General features: G+C 70.9%; 14 protein-coding genes and 1 pseudogene. 9 read left to right on the plus strand and 6 right to left on the minus strand.

The annotated features are described in order from the left end of the window. Positions 1-23 precede the first annotated feature (23 nt). The 6 genes and pseudogenes from tal to ABZ079_RS18235 form a co-directional block, all read left to right on the plus strand. Positions 24-1,142: a transaldolase gene (gene tal / locus ABZ079_RS18210; protein ID WP_356940438.1), complete on the plus strand. Its 1,119-nt coding sequence runs from the start codon at positions 24-26 to the stop codon at positions 1,140-1,142. 1 nt (position 1,143) lies between these two features. Then, on the plus strand, positions 1,144-2,682 hold the full coding sequence (zwf, locus tag ABZ079_RS18215) for a glucose-6-phosphate dehydrogenase (protein ID WP_356940439.1): 1,539 nt from the start codon (positions 1,144-1,146) through the stop codon (positions 2,680-2,682). Next, positions 2,679-3,746, plus strand: a complete 1,068-nt coding sequence (gene opcA, locus ABZ079_RS18220; protein ID WP_356940440.1) for a glucose-6-phosphate dehydrogenase assembly protein OpcA — start codon at positions 2,679-2,681, stop codon at positions 3,744-3,746. The genes zwf and opcA overlap by 4 nt, the downstream gene beginning before the upstream one ends. Further along, the gene (gene pgl, locus ABZ079_RS18225; protein WP_356940441.1) at positions 3,743-4,525 is read left to right on the plus strand and encodes a 6-phosphogluconolactonase; all 783 of its coding nucleotides are present in this window, start codon (positions 3,743-3,745) and stop codon (positions 4,523-4,525) included. Before opcA ends, pgl begins: the two co-directional genes overlap by 4 nt. Before the next feature lie 159 nt (positions 4,526-4,684). Beyond that, positions 4,685-5,179: a lamin tail domain-containing protein gene (locus ABZ079_RS18230; protein WP_356940442.1), complete on the plus strand. Its 495-nt coding sequence runs from the start codon at positions 4,685-4,687 to the stop codon at positions 5,177-5,179. A gap of 33 nt (positions 5,180-5,212) precedes the next feature. Continuing rightward, a pseudogene (locus tag ABZ079_RS18235) lies at positions 5,213-5,445 on the plus strand (hypothetical protein); the annotation flags it as partial. Between the two features lie 56 nt (positions 5,446-5,501). Here the strand turns inward: ABZ079_RS18235 and ABZ079_RS18240 are convergent. From ABZ079_RS18240 to ABZ079_RS18260, 5 genes are all read right to left on the minus strand, one after another. Continuing rightward, the gene (locus ABZ079_RS18240; RefSeq protein ID WP_356940443.1) at positions 5,502-6,341 is read right to left on the minus strand and encodes a carbohydrate ABC transporter permease; all 840 of its coding nucleotides are present in this window, start codon (positions 6,339-6,341) and stop codon (positions 5,502-5,504) included. Next, positions 6,338-7,690 (minus strand): ABC transporter permease subunit, encoded by a 1,353-nt coding sequence (locus ABZ079_RS18245; RefSeq protein WP_356940444.1) that lies wholly within the window; start codon positions 7,688-7,690, stop codon positions 6,338-6,340. Before ABZ079_RS18245 ends, ABZ079_RS18240 begins: the two co-directional genes overlap by 4 nt. An 8-nt stretch (positions 7,691-7,698) precedes the next feature. After that, a complete protein-coding gene (locus tag ABZ079_RS18250) occupies positions 7,699-9,024 on the minus strand; it encodes an ABC transporter substrate-binding protein (RefSeq protein WP_356940445.1) in 1,326 nt (441 codons plus the stop codon). 41 nt (positions 9,025-9,065) lie between these two features. Continuing rightward, a complete protein-coding gene (locus ABZ079_RS18255; RefSeq protein WP_356940446.1) occupies positions 9,066-10,724 on the minus strand; it encodes a glycoside hydrolase family 13 protein in 1,659 nt (552 codons plus the stop codon). Positions 10,725-10,855: 131 nt separating this feature from the next. After that, a complete protein-coding gene (locus ABZ079_RS18260; protein WP_356940447.1) occupies positions 10,856-12,127 on the minus strand; it encodes an ABC transporter substrate-binding protein in 1,272 nt (423 codons plus the stop codon). A gap of 123 nt (positions 12,128-12,250) precedes the next feature. On the opposite strand from ABZ079_RS18260, the gene ABZ079_RS18265 reads away from it, so the two are divergent. From ABZ079_RS18265 to ABZ079_RS18275, 3 genes are read left to right on the plus strand one after another with little or no spacing between them, the layout of a single operon-like run. Continuing rightward, positions 12,251-12,766: a PadR family transcriptional regulator gene (locus tag ABZ079_RS18265; protein WP_356940448.1), complete on the plus strand. Its 516-nt coding sequence runs from the start codon at positions 12,251-12,253 to the stop codon at positions 12,764-12,766. After that, positions 12,763-13,515: an ABC transporter ATP-binding protein gene (locus tag ABZ079_RS18270; RefSeq protein WP_356940449.1), complete on the plus strand. Its 753-nt coding sequence runs from the start codon at positions 12,763-12,765 to the stop codon at positions 13,513-13,515. The genes ABZ079_RS18265 and ABZ079_RS18270 overlap by 4 nt, the downstream gene beginning before the upstream one ends. Positions 13,516-13,570: 55 nt before the next feature. Beyond that, positions 13,571-15,853: an FtsX-like permease family protein gene (locus ABZ079_RS18275; RefSeq protein ID WP_356940450.1), complete on the plus strand. Its 2,283-nt coding sequence runs from the start codon at positions 13,571-13,573 to the stop codon at positions 15,851-15,853. A 417-nt stretch (positions 15,854-16,270) separates the two neighbouring features. Here ABZ079_RS18275 and pgi read toward each other — a convergent pair whose 3' ends face one another. Further along, a complete protein-coding gene (gene pgi / locus ABZ079_RS18280) occupies positions 16,271-17,923 on the minus strand; it encodes a glucose-6-phosphate isomerase (protein WP_356940451.1) in 1,653 nt (550 codons plus the stop codon). Positions 17,924-17,992 lie beyond the last annotated feature (69 nt).

Consider the following 17,992-nt stretch of genomic DNA (forward strand, 5'->3'; position numbering starts at 1 on the left):
CGACACGTAGGAGATGTAATTCCATGACAGACGCACTCAAGCGCCTCTCCGAAGAAGGCGTCGCGATCTGGCTGGACGACCTGTCGCGCAAGCGGATCACGTCCGGCAACCTCGCCGAGCTGATCGACCAGCAGCACGTCGTGGGCGTCACCACCAACCCGACGATCTTCCAGAAGGCGATCTCCCAGGGCGACGGCTACGACCAGCAGCTGTCGGACCTGGCCGCCCGCAAGGTCACCGTCGAAGAGGCCATCCGCATGATCACGACGGCGGACGTCCGCGACGCCGCCGACATCCTGCGCCCGGTCTTCGACGCCACGAACGGCCAGGACGGCCGGGTCTCCATCGAGGTCGACCCGCGCCTGGCCCACAACGAGCACGCGACCGTCGCCGAGGCCAAGCAGCTGGCCTGGCTGGTGGACCGGCCGAACACCCTCATCAAGATCCCGGCCACGATGGCGGGCGTCCCGGCGATCACCGAGGTCATCGGCCTCGGCATCAGCGTCAACGTCACGCTGATCTTCTCGCTCGAGCGCTACCGGGCGGTCATGGACGCCTACCTCTCCGGCCTGGAGAAGGCCAAGGAGCGCGGCCTGGACCTCTCCAAGATCCACTCGGTGGCGTCCTTCTTCGTGTCCCGCGTGGACACCGAGATCGACAAGCGCCTGGACGGGATCGGCACCGACGAGGCCAAGGCGCTGCGCGGCAAGGCCGCGGTCGCCAACGCGCGCCTCGCCTACCAGGCGTACGAGGAGGTCTTCTCCTCCGACCGCTGGAGCGCGCTGGAGAACGCGGGCGCCAACAGGCAGCGTCCGCTGTGGGCGTCGACCGGTGTGAAGGACCCGGCGTACCAGGACACCCTGTACGTCACCGAGCTGGTCGCGCCGAACACGGTCAACACCATGCCGGAGGCCACCCTGGAGGCCACCGAGGACCACGGTGAGATCACCGGTGACACCGTCACCGGGACCTACGAGCAGGCCCGCGCCGACCTCGACGCGCTGGAGAAGCTCGGGATCTCGTACGACGACGTGGTCCAGGTGCTGGAGGAAGAGGGCGTCGAGAAGTTCGAGGCGTCCTGGAACGACCTGCTGAAGTCGACCCAGGCGGAGCTCGAGCGCCTTGCCCCCTCGGAGGGCTGAGTTGTCACCCGTTTCCGGTTCCGGAGCGAACCCGCTTCGTGACCCGGCCGACCGACGGCTCCCGCGTATCGCGGGGCCGTCGGGCCTGGTCATCTTCGGGGTCACGGGCGACCTGTCACGCAAGAAGCTGATGCCCGCGGTGTACGACCTCGCCAACCGTGGTCTGCTGCCGCCGGGCTTCTCGCTGGTGGGCTTCGCCCGCCGCGACTGGGAGCACGAGGACTTCGCCGAGGTCGTGCACGACGCGGTCAAGGAGCACTCGCGCACGCCGTTCCGCGAGGAGGTCTGGCAGCAGCTCATCCAGGGGATGCGCTTCGTCCAGGGCACCTTCGACGACGACGAGGCCTTCGAGCGGCTGCGCGCCACCATCGAGGAGCTGGACAAGGCCCAGGGCACGGGCGGCAACTTCGCCTTCTACCTCTCGGTGCCGCCGCGCTCCTTCCCCGTCGTCATCCAGCAGCTGAAGAAGCACGGTCTCGCCGACCAGTCGGGCGGTTCGTGGCGGCGCGCGGTCATCGAGAAGCCCTTCGGCCACGACCTGAAGTCGGCCGAGGAGCTGAACAAGGTCGTGCACGAGGTGTTCGAGCCGGACCAGGTGTTCCGCATCGACCACTACCTCGGCAAGGAGACCGTCCAGAACATCCTGGCGCTGCGCTTCGCCAACACGATGTTCGAACCGATCTGGAACCGGTCCTTCGTGGACCACGTGCAGATCACCATGGCCGAGGACATCGGCATCGGCGGCCGTGCCGGCTACTACGACGGCATCGGCGCCGCCCGTGACGTCATCCAGAACCATCTCCTCCAGCTGCTCGCGCTGACCGCGATGGAGGAGCCCGCCTCCTTCGGCGCGGACGCGCTGGCCGCGGAGAAGACCAAGGTGCTCGGCGCCGTCCGGCTGCCGAGGGACCTGGGCCGCAACACCGTGCGCGGTCAGTACGCGGCCGGCTGGCAGGGCGGCGAGAAGGTCATCGGCTACCTCGAAGAGGAGGGCATCGACCCGCAGTCGAAGACCGACACCTACGCGGCGGTCAAGCTGGAGATCGACAACCGCCGCTGGGCGGGTGTGCCGTTCTATCTGCGCACCGGCAAGCGCCTCGGCCGTCGCGTGACGGAGATCGCGGTCGTCTTCCAGCGGGCCCCGCACTCCCCCTTCGACCACACGGCGACGGAGGAGCTGGGCCAGAACGCGATCGTCATCCGCGTCCAGCCGGACGAGGGCATCACGGTCCGCTTCGGCTCGAAGGTGCCGGGCACCTCGATGGAGATCCGGGACGTCTCGATGGACTTCGCCTACGGCGAGTCCTTCACCGAGTCCAGCCCGGAGGCGTACGAGCGGCTGATCCTGGACGTGCTGCTGGGCGATGCCAACCTCTTCCCGCGCACGGAGGAGGTCGAGCTGTCCTGGGAGATCCTCGACCCGATCGAGGAGTACTGGGACAAGCACGGCAGGCCCGCGCAGTACCCGTCGGGCACCTGGGGACCGGCCGAGGCGGACGAGATGCTCGCACGAGACGGACGGAGCTGGCGCCGGCCATGAAGATAGACCTGACCGACACCACCGCCGGAGCGATCAACAAGGCGCTCGTCAAGGGTCGCCGTGCCATCGGCACCCCCGCCGTCGGCATGGTCCTGACCCTCGTCATCGTCACCGACGAGGAGAACGCCTACGACTCCCTGAAGGCCGCCAACGACGCCTCGCGCGAGCACCCCTCGCGCACGCTGGTGGTCATCAAGCGGGTCTCGCGCACCCCGCGCGACCGTACGTCCTCGCGTCTTGACGCCGAGGTGCGGGTGGGCGCGGACGCGGGCACCGGTGAGACGGTCGTGCTGCGGATGTACGGCGAGGTCGTCGACCACGCCGACTCGGTCGTTCTGCCGCTGCTGCTGCCGGACGCGCCGGTCGTCGTGTGGTGGCCGGTGAACGCCCCGCTGGATCCGGCGAAGGACCCGCTGGGCGCGCTCGCCCAGCGCCGGGTCACCGACAGCTATGCCGCCGAGCAGCCGGTGCGGGAGCTGTCCGCCCGTGCCGAGGCCTACACGCCCGGCGACACCGACCTGTCCTGGACCCGGATCACGCCGTGGCGCTCGATGCTCGCGGCGGCCCTGGACCAGGTCACCTGCCAGGTGCAGGCCGTTGAGGTGGAGGGCGAGGAGTTCAACCCGAGCTGCGAGCTGCTGGCGATGTGGCTCGCGGACCGGTTGGACGTCCCCGTCAAGCGCTCCCTGTCCTCCGGCCCGGGTCTCACCGCCGTCCGCATGAACACCAGTTGCGGCCCGATCACCCTCGACCGGGCGGACGGCTCGCTGGCCACGCTGTCGATCGAGGGCCAGCCGGCCCGCGCGGTGGCGCTCAAGCGGCGGGACACCGCCGAGCTGATCGCGGAGGAGCTGCGCCGGCTCGACCCGGACGACACCTACGCGTCGGCGCTGCGCTACGGCGTGGAGCGGCTGAACACGGTTCCCGAGCAGCAGCCCGCGGTCGCCGAGGCCGAGCCGGTGGCGGAGCCGGAGCCGGTCGAGGAGGCCGCGAAGGCACCCGCGAAGAAGGCCGCGGCCAAGACCGCCAAGAAGGCACCGTCGAGGAAGGCGGCGGCGAAGTGAGCACTCCGCAGCTGGTCGTCCACCGTGACAAGGACCTGATGGCGCAGGCCGCCGCGGCCCGCCTGATCACGAAGATCGTGGACGCGCAGGCCTCCCGTGGCACCGCGTCCGTGGTCCTCACCGGCGGCCGCAACGGCAACGGCCTGCTGGCCGCGCTGGCGGCGGCCCCCGCCCGGGACGCCATCGACTGGGGCCGCCTCGACCTGTGGTGGGGCGACGAGCGCTACCTTCCCGAGGGCGACCCCGAGCGCAATGTGACGCAGGCCCGCGAGGCCCTGCTGGACTCCGTACCGCTGGACCCGGAGCGGGTGCACGCCATGCCCGCCTCCGACGGCCCGTACGGCGCTGATGTCGAGGCCGCGGCCGAGGCATACGCGGCGGAGCTGGCGAAGGCGGCCGGGCCGGAGAACCACGGCCCGGTGCCGACCTTCGACGTCCTGATGCTGGGTGTCGGCCCGGACACCCATGTGGCCTCGCTCTTCCCGGAGTTGCCGGCCGTGCGGGAGACCGAGCGCACGGTGGTCGGCGTCCACGGCGCCCCCAAGCCCCCGCCGATCCGGATCTCCCTCACCCTCCCGGCGATCCGCTCGGCCCGCGAGGTCTGGCTCCTCGCGGCCGGTGAGGACAAGGCACGGGCAGCGGCCATCGCCCTGTCGGGTGCGGGCGAGATCCAGGCGCCTGCGGCGGGCGCGCGCGGCCGCTCCCGCACCCTGTGGCTGCTGGACACGGCAGCGGCCTCGCAGCTGCCACGCTCGCTGTATCCGCCGGCTTCGCCGTGAGGAACGGGGGCGGCAGGGGATGACTCCCCTGCCGCCCCCGTCGCCTCACTGACTCCCCCTCACCCAGGCCCTTCACATTTTCTGCACCTAACAGACATGTACTGGCCATCTTTTGTGTAAGCTCCTGGCGCACCATTCGCACCATTGAGGGGGGACCTCATGCGCATACGCTTCGCGCTGGCTGCCGCCGCCGCGGCCGGAACACTCGCCGTCGCCATCGCCGGCCCGGCCCAGGCCACCGAGTACTCCTCCGCCCTGAAGATCAAGGGCGTCCAGTACGACGCACCGGGGCGGGACTCCAACAACTGCCGTACGGGCAACACCGGGAGCGAGTACCTCACGATCAGGAACTACTCGCGCAGCACCACCGTCAACCTCAAGGGCTACGTCGTCAAGGACGCCACCGGCAACCGGTTCAGCTTCACCGCCAACCACTACCTCCAGCCCGGGGACCACGTGAGCCTGCGCGGGGGCAACGGCACCGACTCGGACGCCAAGAACGTCGTCTACCGCCAGAACTGCAACTTCATCTGGAACAACGACAAGGACACCATCTACCTGTACAAGCCGTCCGGCACCCACGCGGACACCCACGCCTACACCAAGTCCCGTGACGACGGGGACGGCAACGGTTACATCACCTTCCACGGCTGACGCCACGCCGTCCGGGGAGGGTGCAGGACCGTCGAAAGGCCCGGACCGACCGTCACCGCCACCGTCGCGAAGGCCGCTCCCGGCGCGATGCGCGGTGACGACACCGGTGGCGGTACCTGCTCCATCGCCTCTCCAGCGCGGGCAACTGCTGCCAGGCGGGCCAGTTCTGCCGGAACAGCGACCACGGGGCGCTGACCCCCACCGCGAGCGGTGCGCGGATCGAGTGCGCCTACAGCGCCGACGCCTGGCGCTGGACGTACGCGTGACCGGAGGCGGCCGTCTCCTCGGCCGCCTCCGTACGACTCGCTGCGGGCGGGGCCGGTCACTTCACCGAGCCGGCCATCACGCCCTGGACGAAGTGCCGTTGGAACGCGAAGAACACGACGACCGGCACGATCAGGGACAGGAAGGCGCCCGGCGCCAGGACGTCGATGTTGCTGCCGAACTGGCGGATCTGGGACTGGAGTTGCACGGTCAGCGGCTGTGATGAGCTGTCGGCGAAGAGCAGGGCGACCAGCATGTCGTTCCAGACCCACAGGAACTGGAAGATGGCGAGCGAGGCGATGGCCGGACGGCCCACCGGCAGGACCAGCCTCGTGAAGATGCGCCACTCACTGCCGCCGTCCATCCGCGCCGCTTCCAGCATCTCCTTCGGCATCTCCGCGAAGTAGTTGCGGAGCAGGAACACCGCGAACGGCAGCCCGTACGCCACGTGGAAGAGGACGACCCCGGGGATCGTGCCGAACAGGCCCAGCTGGCCGAAGAGTTTGGCCACCGGCAGCAGGCCGATCTGCACCGGCACCACCAACAGGGCGACCACCAGCAGGAAGAGGGGCTCGCGGAACGGGAAGTCCAGCCAGGCGAAGGCGTATCCGGCGAGCGCCGCGATGACGACGACGAGGGTGGTCGCCGGCACCGAGATCAGCACGGTGTTCCAGAAGGCCTGCGTGATGCCCGAGTTCTTCAGCAGCGCGGAGTAGTTGTCGAAGGACAGCTGCCCGGGACTGGCCAGGGCCGTCCACCAGCCGCCCTTCGCGGTGTCCTGCGCGGAGCGGAGAGAGGACAGGAACAGGCCCGCCAGCGGGGTCAGCCAGACCAGGCCGATCACCACCAGGATGGCCTGCACCAGGCCGTTGCCCAGGCCCCGCCTGATCGCGTTCATCGCTGACTCCTTCGGAAACGGCGGACGTTGAACACCATCGCGGGGATCACCAGGAGCAGCAGGAGCACGCCGAGGGCGCTGCCGAGGCCCTGGTTGTTGCCGCCGCCGAAGGAGACGAGCCACATCTGGGTGGCAAGGACGGTGGCGTCCTCCTGCACCGGGCCGGGCGCGATGATGTAGACGAGGTCGAAGACCTTCATCACGTTGATCACGAGGGTCACGAAGACCACGGTGAGCACGGGCGCGAGCAGCGGTACGGTGATCCGGCGGAAGATCTGCCACTCGTTCGCACCGTCCATCCGGGCCGCCTCCAGTGCGTCCCGTGGAAGCGTGGCGAGCCCCGCGCCGATGAGCACCATCGCGAAGCCCGTCCAGATCCACAGGTACGCGCCGATGATCGCCGGTGTGACGAGGGCCGGGCCGAGCCAGGAGATCCCCTGGTAGGGCGCGGCGAAGTTGGAGGCGGGCAGCTTCACCGTGTACGAGCCGTCGTCAAGCCCGGAGAAGCGGAAGGAGCCGTCGGCGGCGGTCGTCGTGCTCGCGACCGTCTTCCCGTCCCGCACCGCCTCGACCTTCATTCCGGGCAGCCCGCTCTCCCGCCGGTCGACCGTGCCCTGCTTGCCTCCGCCGCCGGGGGTGAAGTCCAGGTAGACGACACCGCGCAGCTCATCGGGGGCGGCCTTCGCCCGGGCCGCCGGGTACGCCGGTGAGGCGTCCTCGGGCAGGTCCTTCGGCAGGACGCCGACCAGGGGGAGCGTCACCGCGTGGCCGGTCGCGGCGGTCGTGCCGTAGGAGCCGTCCCGGTCCTGGGTCAGCACACCCTGGCGGCCGCGGGCCGTCGGATACGTCGACGTCCCCGTGAAGGCGTCGTGGACGGAGACCACGGCGGCGTTGAGGACACCCTTGTCCGGGTCCTCGTCGTAGGCGAGCCGGAAGATGATGCCGGCGGCGAGGAAGGACACCGCCATCGGCATGAAGAGGAGCAGCTTGAACGCCGTGGCCCAGCGGACCTTCTCCACCAGCACGGCCAGGATCAGCCCGAGGCCGGTGAGCAGGGCCGGGGCCACGACGACCCAGACGGTGGTGTTGCGGATGGCCTTCAACGTGGCCGGGTCGCGGAACATCTCGGCGTAGTTGTCGCCGCCGACGAACCGGGTGCCGGAGGCGTCGAAGAAGCTGCGGCCGACGGAGAACAGCACCGGGTAGACAACGAGGGCGCCGAGCAGGAGCAGCGCGGGGAAGACGAAGAGGAGGGCGATCAGCCGGGCGCGCCGCCGGCTGCGGCGCCCGGGCGCCGTGCCGGCGGCCCGCGGGCCCGCCTGCTGTTTCACGAGTGTGGTGGCGGTCATGGTGCCGTTCAGTCCTGGTAGGCCTTGGCCGCCGCGGCTTCGAGCTTCGCCGCGGTGCCCTTCGGGTCCGACGGGTCACGCAGGAAGTCCTGGAGCAGCTTCCACTCCCCCACGCCCTTGGTGCCGCCGAAGGCCGCCGGGGCCTGGTCGGACATGTCGAAGCGGACCGAGTCCCCGGCGCCGACGAGGGACTTGGCGGTGGCGCGGGTGACGTCGTCGCCGTACTGGGCGAGGTCGAGCTTCTTGTTCGGGGACAGGAAGCCGCCCGCCTTGGCCCACACGGCCGCCGCCTCGGGGGTGGCCAGGTATTCCAGAAGCTTCATGCCGGCCTTGGCGTTCTTGGCGTCCTTGAGGACGACCGCCGCGTCACCGCCGCTGACGACCGGTGCCGTGCCGCCGTCGACCGCGGGGAAGGGGAAGAAGTTCGCGTCCTTGCCGATGGTCTTCCCGTACTGGTCGTGGGCGACCCCGGCGACGAAGTCGCCCTCGTAGACCATGCCGGCCTCGGGCTTGGGGCCGAACGCCTTCTCCACCGAGCCCGGGAAGTCGGTGTTCAGGGCCCCCTTCTGGCCGCCCGCTATCAGCTGCTTGTCCTTGAAGAGCTTGCCGAGGGTGGTGAGTGCCTTCACCACGCTGGAGTCGGTCCACTTCAGCTTGTGGGTGGCGAGGGCGTCGTACTTCTCGGGGCCGGCCTGGGACAGGTAGATGTTCTCGAACCAGTCGGTGAGGGTCCAGCCGTCCTGTCCGGCCACCGCGAAGGCGGCGAGACCGGAGTCGGAGACGGTGTGCCCGGCCTTGAGCAGCTCGTTGTACGTCTTCGGCGGCTTGACCCCGGCCTGGGTGAGCGCGTCGGGGCTGTACCAGACGGTGGACTTGTGGGCGGCCTTGAAGTAGAGGCCGTAGAGGGTGCCGTCGACGCTGCCGTACGTGCGCCACACGGGCGCGTAGTCGGCGTCGATGGTCTGCTGGGCGGTCCCCGAGAGCGGCTTGAGCCAGCCCTTCTTCGCGAACTGCTGGAGCACGCCGACCTGCGGGACCATCACGACGTCGGGTGCGTTGCCACCCTCGATCTTGCTGCCCACGACCGTGGAGACGTTGTCACCGGTGGACACGAACTGGGTCTTGGCGCCGGTCTTCTCGGTGAACGCGTCCAGCACCTTCTGGAAGTTCTTCTGCTCGCTGCCGGACCAGACGCCGGCCACGGTGACCGTCTGGCCGCTGAGCGCCTTGTCACCGCCGCCCGCGGAGACCGGCCCGCCGCCGCAGGCGGTGGCACCGAGAGCCAGGGCGAGCGCGGTGCAGCTGGTGAGCAGGGTGGTACGTCGTCGCATCATCGTTGATGTCCCTTCAGGGGGATGGGAGTTGACGGTTCGGTTCAGAGGTCGTTGAGCCACCAGGCCGCCGTGGAGCCGGGCAGGACGCCGGGCGGACAGGGGCCGCTGGAGAGCAGCGGGGTGCCGGAGACGGGCGCGGGCGTGGGGGCCGTACCGAAGTTGACGGCACAGACCAGCCCGTCGCCCCGGACGAAGCCGAGGACACCCGGCGGGGTGTCCAGCCAGCGCAGCGTGCCCTCGCCCAGCTGGGGCAGGGAATGCCGCAGCTGGAGTCCGTCGCGGTACAGGTGCCAGAAGGAGCGGGTGTCGGCGAGCGCGCGGTCGGTGGCGTATTCGGCGAAGTACTCCGGCTGCGGCAGCCACGGCTTGGCGCCCTCGGCGCCGGAGGTGAAGCCGAACGGGGACGCCTGCCCGGACCAGGGCAGCGGCACCCGGCAGCCGTCGCGGATGCGGGCGCGGCTTCCGGTGCGCCGGAAGATCGGGTCGGTGAGCACGTCGTCCGGCAGGTCGACGACCTCGGGCAGCCCCAGCTCCTCGCCCTGGTAGATGTACGCGGCTCCGGGCAGTGCCAGCATGAGCAGCGCGGCGGCCCGGGCCCGGGCGGCGCCGAGGCCGCTGCCCTGCGGGATGGGTTCGCCGTAACGGGTGACGGTGCGGACCTGGTCGTGGTTGTTGAGGACCCAGGTGACGGTCGAGCCCGTCCCGGCGATGTCCTGCATGGCCTCGGAGATGACCTTCCGGAAGGCGTCGGGGTCCCAGGGGGCGCCGAGCAGGTCGAAGAAGAAGGCCTGGTGGAGTTCGTCGGGGCGGACGTAGAGGGCGTGCTCGCGGGCGGTGGGAACGGAGACCTCACCGACGAGGAGGCGCTCGCGGCCGTCGAGTGCGGTGTACTCCTCGCAGGTGGCACGCCACTGCCGCCACACGTCGTGCACCTCGGGCTGGTTCCAGGCCAGCGGGTTGACCGAGTCGCGGGTGCGGGCGTCGGCCTCGGGGTCGTCCGAGTCGGGCAGCTGCGGATGCTTGTAGAGGCCGGCCGCGACATCGATGCGGAAGCCGTCCACGCCCCGGTCGAGCCAGAAGCGCAGGGTGCGGTCGAACTCGGCGGGGATCTCGGGGTTGCGCCAGTTCCAGTCGGGCTGCTCGGGCGTGAACATGTGCAGGTACCACTGGCCCGGGCGGCCGTCGGACTCCGTGACCCGGGTCCAGGCCGGGCCACCGAACATGGCGTGCCAGTTGTTGGGCGGCTCACTGCCGTCGGGGCCGCGGCCGTCGGCGAAGTGGAAGCGGGCGCGGGCCGGGCTGCCGGGTGCGCTGTCGAGCGCCTCGCGGAACCACGGGTGCTCGCTGGAGCAGTGGTTGGGGACGATGTCGAGCAGCACCTTGATGCCGAGCCGCCGGGCGGCCGCCATCAGCAGGTCGAACTCGGCGAGGTCGCCGAAGACGGGGTCGACGCCGCGGTAGTCGGCCACGTCGTAGCCGTGGTCGTGCTGCGGCGAGGGGTAGAACGGGCTCAACCAGATGCCGTCGACGCCGAGCTTCTTCAGGTACGGAAGCCCGGCGCGGACGCCGGCCAGATCGCCGATGCCGTCGCCGGTGCTGTCCAGGAAGCTGCGGACGTACACCTGGTAGATCACCGCGTCGCGCCACCAATGATGCCTGTTCAACCCTGTGACCTGTCTCTTAAGGGGGCTGTTATGCATGCATGTTAGGTAGGCGTCGCGCGCAGGTGTCAATGAGATGAACAGACACTCCTGTCCAGCCCTCCGTTAAAATCGGGGCATTTCACCCCAAGATGAGTGCAGTCGTGATGGCGGCGTTACTTAACAGGTAACTAGCGGCGCGCGATCGCGTCGAGTTCGCGTGCCAGCCGGCGCACGGCCCGCTCGGGCGTCTCACGCCCGGTGAGCGCGTCCTGGACGACCGCCTGCACCGCCAGGCTGACCTGGCCGTAGTGCGCACTCTTGGGGCGCGGCGCGGCGGTGAGGACGGCGGTGCGCAGGGTTGGCAGATAGGGGAACCGCCGTACGAGCGCGGGATCTTCGTACAGCGCGGCACGCACGGGCGGCAGCGCGCCCCGGGTGAGCACCTGGCGCTGAACGGGCCCGCTGGTGAGGTAGGCGATCAGACGCGCGGCGGAGTCGGGGTGCCGGGCGTGGGTGTTGACCGCGAGATTGGAGCCGCCGAGGACGCTCGTCCCCGGCCCGTCGGGCCCGGGCAGCGGTACGGCTCCGATCCTTCCGGCGACCTTGGATCCCCTGGCGGAGGCGACGGCGTAGGCGTAGGGCCAGTTGCGCAGGAAGAGCAGCCGGCCGTCCTGGAAGGCCCGCTTGGACTCCTCCTCCTTGTACGTCAGCGCCTGTTTCGGGATCCAGCCCTCACGGATGCCGCGGGCGAGGAAGCCGATACCCTCGCGGGCGGCGGGCGAGTCGACGGTGACGCGGGTGCCCTCGGCACCGAGGATCGTGCCGCCCGCCGAGTAGACGGCCTCGGCCGCGTTCACGGTGAGGCCCTCGTAGGGCAGGAACTGGCCCGCGTAGCCGCCGAGTCCGTGCTTCGGCGCGATGGTCTTCGCGTCGTGCTCCAGCTCGGCCCAGGTGCGCGGCGGGGGGACGCCCTCCTGGGCGAGGACGTCCTTGCGGTACAGGAGAAGTCCGGCGTTGGTGACGTACGGGACGGCGTACAGGCGTCCTTCGTAGGTGGCCGTGTCCACGACCGGTGGCAGGAGGCTCTTCAGCGGGAAGCGGTCGCGGGGCAGCGGGCGGATCCAGCCGGCCGCCGCGAACTCCGAGGTCCAGTTGACGTCGATGTTCAGGACGTCGAAGCGGCCCCGGTCGCCGCCGCGCAGGTCGGTGGTCATCTGCGCGTGGGTCTCGTCGGCGGAGTCCGGCAGCTCGACGAGGGTGACCCTCTCGCCGGGATGGGTGCGGTTCCAGCCCTGGAGGAGCGGGCCGAGATAGCCGGTGAGATCGCCGGCGGTGGCCAGGGTGAGCGGTCCGCGACCGTCGTCGCCGCCCTCGTCGGCACGGGTGCCGGAAGCGACGTACCCTGTCATGACCACGACGAGAACGAGAAGGCCCCTACCGGCGGCGCGCATCCACCGCATAGGTTCCTCCCTGTACACCGGCACCGCGGGCACCCTCGCCCGGGATCAGAGGCCATGTATACCCGTTAGGTATGAGCGATACTAGGGCCTGGAGCACATTGAGCAGACAGGAGGACAGCACGAGTGCGTCTGCCCCTCCTGGCACTCCTCGCCCGCGGCCCGGCCCACGGTTACGAGCTGAAGCAGGACCTTGAGCAACTGCTGGGCTCCGCGTACCCTCAGCCGAACGTCGGCCAGATCTACGTCACCCTCGGCCGCCTCGAGAAGTCGGGACTGATCGAGGGCGAGGACATCGAGCAGTCCAGCCGGCCCAACAAGAAGGTCTACCACCTCACCGACGCCGGGCGCGAGGCGCTGCACGCCTGGTTCGAGGAGACCGAGGACGAGCCGCGGGTGCGGGACGAGTTCTTCATGAAGCTCGCCGTCGCCCCGCAGACCGGTCTCGCCGACCAGATCGCCCTCATCAACAAGCAGCGGCGCCAGTACCTCAACACCATGCGCAACCTGTCGAAACTGGCCGCGGCCGAGAACCGGGACAACCGAATCGCCCATCTGCTCATCGAGGGCGCCATGCTGCATCTGCAGGCCGACCTCGACTGGCTGGAGCGGTGCCAGGAGGAACTGGAGGAGCTGGAATGACCGACGGCTCTGCCGCTCCCCTGCTGCGCGCCGAGGGGCTGGTGAAGACCCACCACGGTGAGGGCGCGCCCGCGCGTGCCGTGCGCGGGGTGGACCTCGCGGTGGCGCGGGGTGAGTTCGTGGCGATCACCGGCCCGTCCGGGGCCGGGAAGTCGACACTGCTGCATCTGCTGGGCGGGCTGCAGCGGCCGGACGAGGGCAGCATCTGGCTCGACGGACGGTGCACGGACTCCTTCGGAGAGGCGCGCTGGGCGGTGGAGCGCCGGAAGGCCATCGGGATCGTGTTCCAGTTCTTCAACCTGGTGTCGAACCTGTCCGTCGCCGACAACGTCGAGCTGCCCGCCCTGCTGGCCGGTGTCCCGCCGAAGAAGGCCCGCGCCGAGCGCGAGGCCCTCCTCGCCGAGCTGGGCCTGGGGGGCAAGGAACGCAGCATGCCCGGCGAGCTGTCCGGTGGCGAGCAGCAGCGCGTCGCGCTCGCCCGGGCCCTGGTCAACCATCCGCCGCTGCTGCTCGCGGACGAGCCCGCCGGCAGCCTCGACAGCAAGGGCACCCGCGAGGTGATGCGGCTGCTGTCCCGCTTCCACGGGCGCGGCCAGGCGATCGTGCTGGTCACCCATGACGCCCGGCTGGCGAGCGCCGCGGACCGGGTGATCAGCTTCTTCGACGGCCGCATAGCCGACGACGCCGCCCTGGACGGCACGCCGTCGCGCCGTGGTGGTATCTCCGGTGTGCTGGAGCTGAGGGACTGATGACGCGGCTGACGGCACATCCGGCGGCGCTTCGCGGGGCGAGGGGCTGAGACACGTGCGGGCCACCCTGCGCTGGGCGCACTCCGATCTTCGTACGCATCGCGGCGAGGCGCTGTTCCTGGTGCTGGCCACCGCGGGCATCGTCGCCTCGCTGCTGCTGGCCACCGCCCTGTTCGGCTATGCCACGAACCCCTGGCAGCGGGTCTTCACGCAGGCACGCGGGGCCCATGTGTGGATCCACACCCTCCCGTCCGCGGACGCCCGCAAGCTCGCCCGGCTGGACGGCGTCGAGTCCGTCGCCGGCCCCTACCGCACCGAGTCCGCCACCCTCTCCGCGCGCGGCACCCGCGCCTCCGTGGAGCTGCGCGGCACCCCGGAGCCGCCCTCCGTCGGCCGCCCGCTGCTCACCGCCGGACACTGGCTGGACCCGGCCGAACCGGACGGCGTCGTGCTGGAGAGCGGCCTGGCCCGGGCCCTGCTGGCCGAGCCCGGGGACACTCTCACGGTGCCCGGCACCGCCCGCACCCTCACCGTCGAGGGCATCGCCGACAGCGCCGAGCCCCACTACCGCCCGGGTGAGCAGCCAGGGCTGGTGTGGGCCCTGCCGTCCGCGCTACGCACCCCCGGCGGTCAGGTGACCGGGCTGCGGCTGGGTGATCCCGCCGACACGGACTACGCGGTGCAGCGCGCCGTCACCGTGCTGGGCGCGGGCGCGGTCGGGGAGGTCTCCACGTGGCAGCAGACGCGCTCCGAGGCGCAGGGCGACAACCGGCTGCTCGGGCAGGTGCTCGGGCTGTTCGGTCTGGGCGCCCTGATCGCCGCGGGGTTCGCGGTGCACGGGGCGATCGCCACCCGCATCCGCGGTCATCTGCGGGACCTCTCCGTACTCAAGGCGATCGGCTTCACCCCCGGCCAGGTGGTGCGGATCTACCTGCTCCAGCACCTCGCGTACGCCCTGCTCGGCTCGCTGGCGGCGGCGGCGCTCACCGAGGCCCTGGGCCGCCGTGTCCCCGGACGGCTCGGGGACGCCGTGGGCGTCTGGCAGGGGCTGCCCGGACACACCCTGGCGTTGTGCGTCGTGCCCGTGGGCGCGGTGCTGTTCATCGGCCTGACCACGGGGCTCGCGGCCTGGCGGGCGGGGCGGGTGCCGCCGGTCCCGGTACCGCGGCCGGCCGCACCGGCGGGCGGGCGGCTGACCGGCCTGGCCCGGCGGGCGCTGGGGCTGCGGCTGCCGGCCGCGCTGGTCCTCGGCTGCCACAAGGCGTTCGCGGGACGCGGCCGGTCCCTGGCGACCGTGGCCCGGCTGACGCTGCCGCTGGTGCTGATCGTGGTGGCGCTCAGCGCGTGGACCACGATCGACCGGTTCCACAGCAGCCCCGAGCGGGTGGGCCTGCCGACCGCGCTCACGGTCCGCTCGGACGGCGCCGCGGACGCGGCCGACGTGCGGACTCTGCTGACCCATGACTCGCGGGTCGCCGCCGCCTATCCCGGTGTCGAGGTGGCAGCGCTGGTCCCCGGGCAGACCGGGACCATCGCCCTGCGCGGCCTCGGCACCCGCGGCGAGCCCTACCCCTACGCGCTCGCCGACGGCCGCGCCGCACGCGGACCGGACGAGGCGGTGGCCGGCCAGGGCCTGCTGGACCTGCTGCACGCGCGGGTCGGCGACTGGGTGCGGATGACGGTGGGCGACCGGCCGCAGATCCTGCACATCGTCGGCCGCAGCATCGAACCGCAGAACGCCGGCCGGGTGGTGACGACCTCCCTGGACACCCTCCGCGAGAACGACCCCGGGCTGTCCCCGGCCTTCTACGAGCTGCGTCTGCGCCCCGGCGCCGACCCGCATCGCGTGGCCGCCGCGCTCACCACGGCCGGCCGGGGCCACCTGGACGTGCACCCCGTGACGAACCCCGCCGACGGGCTGTCCCCGCTGCGAGCGGTCGTCGCGGGGCTGATCGCCGTCCTGGCCCTCATCGGCCTCGTCGAGCTGCTCACCGCGATCGGCGGCAGCGTCCGCGAAGGCGAGCGGGATGTGCTGGCGCTCCGGGCGATCGGCATGTCCCCGCGGCAGATCACCGCGATCACCGTCACGGCGATGAGCTGTACGGCCCTGGCCGCGGCCGTCGCCGGTACGGCGCTGGGCCTGCCGCTGGCCCGCCGGCTGATCGACGCCCAGGGCAGCTCCAGCGGCATCGGTGCCGGGATCGCCCAGTCCCCCTCCCCCGGGCCGCTGCTCCTGCTGGGCGCGGCGGCCGTGCTGGGGGCGGCGGCGCTGGCCGCGCTGCCCGCGGCCCGCGCGGCCCGCAGACGCCTCGCGGACACGCTGAGCGCGGCGGCCTGAGCCGGCGGCTCAGAGGGACGTGTCCTTCACGGTCAGCACCACGGTCAGCTTGGCCGCAGAGGCGTCGGTGAAGCCATGGGCACCTCCGGTGCACCGCCGCTGATCCCGAACTCCTCGCAGGCCGGGCACCGCGGTGCTTGTGCGGGTGCACGGTCACCGTGGCGTGCGGATCGCCGGCCAGGACGGCCGTCCCGTCCGCCGCCGGCCGCTCCGGTGCGTCCGGCAGCCGGCATCGTCGCGTTCGGCCTCCGCCGTGACGTTCGGCCGGCCGTCTGCGGAGCCGGACGGCCGGTGTCCGCTGCCGCAGCCCGCCCTCGGCATCCCCACCACGGCCACCGCGACCGCCGCGGCACACACCCTGCGCATCAGGCGTGCTTTTTCCCCGCGACGGCCGTCGGGCGGACCTGGCGGGCGTGGTCAGCCGCGGCCGCGCAGCTCCCGGTACTTGGCGACCAGCGCCTTGGTCGACGCGTCCAGGCCGGGCACCTCCGCGCCCTCGGTCAGGGCGGGTTCGACACGCTTGGCGAGGACCTTGCCGAGTTCCACCCCCCACTGGTCGAAGGAGTCGATGTTCCAGACGGCCCCCTGCACGAACACCTTGTGCTCGTAGAGGGCGACCAGCTGGCCGAGGACGGACGGGGTGAGTTCCTTGGCCAGGATGGTCGTCGTCGGCCGGTTGCCCTGGAAGGTCTTGTGCGGGACCAGCTCCTCCGGCACGCCCTCCGCACGGACCTCCTCGGAGGTCTTGCCGAAGGCGAGGGCCTGGGTCTGGGCGAAGAAGTTGGCCATCAACAGGTCATGCTGGGCCTTGAGTTCGCCGCTCAGCTCGGCGACCGGCTCGGCGAACCCGATGAAGTCCGCCGGGATCAGCTTGGTGCCCTGGTGGATCAACTGGTAGTAGGCGTGCTGCCCGTTGGTACCGGGCGTGCCCCAGACGATCGGGCCGGTCTGCCAGTCGACCTGCTTGCCGTCGCGTGCCACGTACTTGCCGTTGGACTCCATGTCCAGCTGCTGGAGGTACGCGGTGAACTTGGACAGGTAGTGGCTGTAGGGCAGGACGGCGTGCGACTGGGCGTCGTGGAAGTTGTCGTACCAGATGCCCAACAGGCCCAGGAGCAGCGGACCGTTGGCCTCGGCGGGGGCGGTGCGGAAGTGATCGTCGACCAGGCGGAAACCGTCCAGCATCTCCCGGAAGCGGTCGGGGCCGATCGCGATCATCAGGGAGAGGCCGATCGCCGAGTCGTAGGAGTACCGTCCGCCGACCCAGTCCCAGAACTCGAACATGTTGGCCGTGTCGATGCCGAACCCGGCGACCTTCTCGGCGTTGGTCGACAGGGCCACGAAGTGCTTGGCCACGGCGGACTCGTCACCGAGCGCGTCCAGCACCCACGTACGCGCGGAGGTCGCGTTGGTGATCGTCTCGATGGTCGTGAAGGTCTTGGAGGCGATGATGAACAGCGTCTCGGCCGGATCCAGGTCACGGGTGGCCTCGTGCAGGTCGGCGCCGTCCACGTTGGAGACGAAACGGACCGTCAGATCGCGGTCGGTGAAGCTGCGCAGCACCTCGTAGGCCATCGCGGGGCCCAGGTCGGAGCCGCCGATGCCGACGTTGATCACGTTCTTGATGCGCTTGCCGGTGTGGCCGGTCCACGCGCCGGAGCGGATCCGCTCGGCGAAGCCGGCCATCTTGTCGAGGACCTCGTGCACCTTCGGCACGACGTTCTCACCGTCCACCTCGACCACCGCGTCCCGCGGGGCGCGCAGGGCGGTGTGCAGCACGGCGCGGTTCTCCGTGACGTTGATCTTCTCGCCGCGGAACATGGCGTCCCTGAGGCCGAACACGTCGGTCGCGGCGGCCAGCTCGCGCAGCAGCCGCAGCGTCTCGTCGGTGACGAGGTGCTTCGAATAGTCGATGTACAGGTCACCGACCTGGAGCGTGTATCCGTCGCCGCGCCGTGGATCGGCGGCGAACAGGTCCCTCAGACGGGTGTCGGCCAGCTCCTCCCGGTGCTTGGCGAGAGCGGTCCACTCGGGCGTCTGATTGAGCCTGGTACGGCCGTCTGCGTTCATTTCCGACTCAGCCTTCTTTCCTGCACCTGTCCTGCTGCGTCCCTTGCCCCGCTGCCGGTCCCAACCTAA

Origin of the sequence: Streptomyces sp. NPDC006314 (assembly GCF_040613075.1) — a bacterium.
GTDB lineage: Bacteria > Actinomycetota > Actinomycetes > Streptomycetales > Streptomycetaceae > Streptomyces.

Bases quoted from the DNA above. Each gene is read 5' to 3' on its own strand.
- ABZ079_RS18270 (WP_356940449.1), top strand. From the start codon at position 12,763: ATGACCGACGGCTCTGCCGCTCCCCTGCTGCGCGCCGAGGGGCTGGTG.
- opcA (WP_356940440.1), top strand. From the start codon at position 2,679: ATGAAGATAGACCTGACCGACACCACCGCCGGAGCGATCAACAAGGCG.
- tal (WP_356940438.1), top strand. From the start codon at position 24: ATGACAGACGCACTCAAGCGCCTCTCCGAAGAAGGCGTCGCGATCTGG.
- pgi (WP_356940451.1), bottom strand. From the start codon at position 17,923: ATGAACGCAGACGGCCGTACCAGGCTCAATCAGACGCCCGAGTGGACC.
- ABZ079_RS18245 (WP_356940444.1), bottom strand. From the start codon at position 7,690: ATGACCGCCACCACACTCGTGAAACAGCAGGCGGGCCCGCGGGCCGCC.
- ABZ079_RS18250 (WP_356940445.1), bottom strand. From the start codon at position 9,024: ATGATGCGACGACGTACCACCCTGCTCACCAGCTGCACCGCGCTCGCC.
- ABZ079_RS18230 (WP_356940442.1), top strand. From the start codon at position 4,685: ATGCGCATACGCTTCGCGCTGGCTGCCGCCGCCGCGGCCGGAACACTC.
- ABZ079_RS18255 (WP_356940446.1), bottom strand. From the start codon at position 10,724: ATGCATAACAGCCCCCTTAAGAGACAGGTCACAGGGTTGAACAGGCAT.
- ABZ079_RS18260 (WP_356940447.1), bottom strand. From the start codon at position 12,127: ATGCGGTGGATGCGCGCCGCCGGTAGGGGCCTTCTCGTTCTCGTCGTG.
- ABZ079_RS18240 (WP_356940443.1), bottom strand. From the start codon at position 6,341: ATGAACGCGATCAGGCGGGGCCTGGGCAACGGCCTGGTGCAGGCCATC.